The organism is Methylobacterium sp. WL18 (genome assembly GCF_008040015.1).
Classification (GTDB): domain Bacteria; phylum Pseudomonadota; class Alphaproteobacteria; order Rhizobiales; family Beijerinckiaceae; genus Methylobacterium; species Methylobacterium mesophilicum.
Window position 1 is genome coordinate 1 of sequence record NZ_VRVD01000549.1, and the last position, 3149, is coordinate 3149.

Annotated in this window: 3 protein-coding genes and 1 tRNA gene; 3 read left to right on the forward strand and 1 reads right to left on the reverse strand. The window is 68.1% G+C overall.

Annotated features, from left to right (window positions below; genetic code table 11):
• Positions 1 to 252 (forward strand): hypothetical protein (locus tag FV228_RS33795; protein ID WP_210247818.1); only part of this gene is annotated, 252 nt, incomplete at its 5' end.
• Between the two features lie 188 nt (positions 253 to 440).
• Positions 441 to 516 (forward strand) — tRNA-Ala (locus FV228_RS24750).
• Positions 517 to 597: 81 nt separating this feature from the next.
• Here the strand turns inward: FV228_RS24750 and FV228_RS24755 are convergent.
• Positions 598 to 1086: an Lrp/AsnC family transcriptional regulator gene (locus FV228_RS24755; protein ID WP_147856980.1), complete on the reverse strand. Its 489-nt coding sequence runs from the start codon at positions 1084 to 1086 to the stop codon at positions 598 to 600.
• Positions 1087 to 1251: 165 nt separating this feature from the next.
• Between FV228_RS24755 and aceE the strand changes: the two genes are divergently transcribed.
• Positions 1252 to 3149, forward strand: a 1898-nt coding sequence (gene aceE / locus FV228_RS24760) for a pyruvate dehydrogenase (acetyl-transferring), homodimeric type (RefSeq protein WP_147856981.1), incomplete at its 3' end; no start/stop codon positions are given.

Consider the following 3149-nt stretch of genomic DNA (forward strand, 5'->3'; position numbering starts at 1 on the left):
CGTGTTAACCGCGCCGCCAGTTCACGGTCCGATTGCAGCTCCGCGTCGCGCGGGGGCGCCGCGGAGCTGCAATCGGACCGTGAACTGGCGGCGCGGTTAACACGCGCACCGGCCCGCGTCATCCGGCGGGCCCGGTCGGCGGCGCTTCGGATCCGGCCGGTGGCGGGTCGATCGACAACGGTCTGGGACAGCGACCATCGGGCCCGTCTTCCGATCGTCGGCCGCGATCGCGAGATTGACGAAGAAATCTGACCCGTTCCGGCACCCAGACTTCGAAGAGTTGACGAAGAGTCCGCGGAGGGTCCGAGCGGGTCGGCGTTTCGACGAAGAATCCCGAAAAAGGGGGTTGAGTCCGCGGAAAGAGCCGCCTATAGAACCGGCCTCGCCGGACGCCAGCCGGTCGTCGAGACCCTGCGGGACCCAAACCGCGGCGGACAAGTGGGGCCTTAGCTCAGCTGGGAGAGCGCTTCCATGGCATGGAAGAGGTCATCGGTTCGATCCCGTTAGGCTCCACCATTCTTTCTTCAGCGTGATGCTGCCGGTTCAGGCCGGCTCCGCTGGGCGATACGAAAATACCTTATCCAGAGAACGACCGGCTCACCGGGTCAGGTGCCCGAGCGGCAAGGCCGTCGTGTACTTCACCTGACCGAGCGCGAAGCTGGAGCGGATGTTGGCCACGCCCGGAATGCGGGTGAGGTGGTCCAGCACCAGGCGCTGGTACTGGCCGAGATCCTCCACCACCACCCGCAGCATGTAGTCGGCCTCGCCGCTCATCAGGTAGCATTCCATCACCTCCGGGCGGCTGCGGACCGCCTCGTCGAAGGCCTGGAGAGCCGCCTGGGTCTGCTTTTCCAGGGAGACGTGGACGAAGACGTTCACGGCGAGGCCGAGGCTCATCGGATCGACCACCGCGACGCAGCCCCGGATGATCCCGGCCTCCTTCAGGTCGTTGACCCGGCGCCAGCACGGCGAGGTGGAGAGCCCGACCTGCTCGGCGAGGTCGGCGATGCTGATCTCGCTGTCCTGCTGCAGATGTTCGAGGATGCGCAAGGAGGCGGCGTCGAGATGGGCCGGTCGGGAGACCATTTTTTCGCTCTCCGGTTTGCCGTGGGCATGACGATCGGTACGATCGACCGCCTCGACCCGCCGATCCGGCACAATATGCCAATCATCGGCCCTCGATAACAAAAATCCGGCACATCCCGCCGCCGCGAAGCCCGTATGCTCCGGTCAAAACCGGGAGCCGCACCGATGAACGCCATACCGCCGAGGACGACGATCGCGCGGTCCGCCGAGGTCGATCACGATCCGGCCGAGACCCAGGATTGGCTGGCCGCCCTCGAATCGCTGTTCCGCACCGAGGGCGCGGCCCGGGCGCGGTTCATCCTCGACCGGCTGGAGCGGCGCTCGAAGGAGATCGGCATCCTCGACGAGGCGCTGCCCTACTCGCCGTACCGCAACACCATCGCGCTCGAGAAGCAGCCGCGCTACCCGGGCGACCTCGACATGGAGGAGCGGCTCACCTCGATCATGCGCTGGAACGCGCTCGCCATGGTGGTGCGCGCCAACATGGCCTACGGCGAGCTCGGCGGGCACGTGGCGAGCTACGCCTCGGCGGCGGAGCTGTTCGAGGTCGGGTTCAACCACTTCTTCAAGGGCGGGGCGGACGGCGACCTCGTCTATTTCCAGCCGCACTCGGCGCCGGGCGTCTACGCCCGCGCCTTCCTGGAAGGGCGGCTCTCCGAGGAGCAGCTGAAGCATTACCGCCAGGAGATCGCCGGCGACGGCCTGTGCTCCTATCCGCATCCGTGGCTGATGCCGGATTTCTGGCAGGTCCCGACCGGCTCGATGGGCATCGGCCCGATCCACGCCGTCTACCAGGCGCGGTTCATGCGCTATCTCGGCCACCGGGGGCTGGCCGACACCTCCGCCCGACACGTCTGGGGCGTGTTCGGCGACGGCGAGATGGACGAGCCGGAATCGATCGGCGGCCTGGCGCTCGCCGCCCGGGAGAAGCTCGACAACCTCACCTTCGTCATCAACTGCAACCTGCAGCGGCTGGACGGACCTGTGCGCGGCAACGGCCAGATCATCCAGGAACTGGAGAGCCTGTTCCGGGGCGCGGGCTGGAACGTCATCAAGGTGCTGTGGGGCTCCGAGTGGGACGGGATCTTCGCCCGCGACACCAACCACGCCCTGCTCCGCCGCTTCGCCGACACCGTGGACGGCAAGTACCAGACGCTCGGCGCCAAGGACGGCGCCTACAACCTCGCCCACTTCTTCGGGGAGGACGAGGAGGTCCGCGAACTCGTCGCGCACATGTCGGATGCCGACGTGGACAAGCTGAAGCGCGGCGGCCACGATTTCCGCAAGCTCTACGCGGCCTTCGCCGCCGCCAAGGCCACCAAGGGCCGTCCGACCGTGATCCTGGCCAAGACCAAGAAGGGCTACGGCATGGGCGGCGCGGGCGAGTCGCGCATGACCGCCCACCAGGCGAAGAAGCTCGACGTCGATGCGCTGCGCGCCTTCCGCGACCGCTTCGCCCTGCCGCTCTCCGACGCGCAGGTGGAAGGCCTGTCCTTCTACAAGCCGGCCGAGGACGGCGCCGAGATGCGCTACCTGCGCGAGCGCCGCGAGATGCTGGGCGGCGTCCTGCCGGCCCGCCGCCGGACCGCGCCGACCGTGACGGTGCCGCCGCTCTCGACCTATGCGGGCTTCGCCCTGGAGGCGGCCGGCAAGGAGATGTCGACCACCACGGCGGTGGTCCGGCTGTTCGGCAACCTGCTGAAGCACAAGGATCTCGGGCCGCGCGTCGTCCCGATCGTCGCCGACGAGGCGCGCACCTTCGGCATGGCCAACCTGTTCCGGCAGGTCGGGATCTACGCGCCGGAGGGGCAGCTCTACGAGCCGGAGGATGCCGGCTCGATGCTCTATTACCGCGAGGCGCGCGACGGGCAGCTCTTGGAGGAAGGCATCACCGAGGCCGGGGCGATCTCGTCCTGGACCGCGGCGGCCACCGCCTACAGCGTCCACGGCCTGTCGATGCTGCCGTTCTACATCTACTACTCGATGTTCGGCTTCCAGCGGGTCGGCGACCTGATCTGGGCGGCGGCCGACCAGCGGGCGCGCGGCTTCCTGATCGGCGCCAC

Excerpts from the sequence above, each read along its gene's own strand:
- FV228_RS24755 (WP_147856980.1), bottom strand. The coding sequence starts at position 1,086 with ATGGTCTCCCGACCGGCCCATCTCGACGCCGCCTCCTTGCGCATCCTC.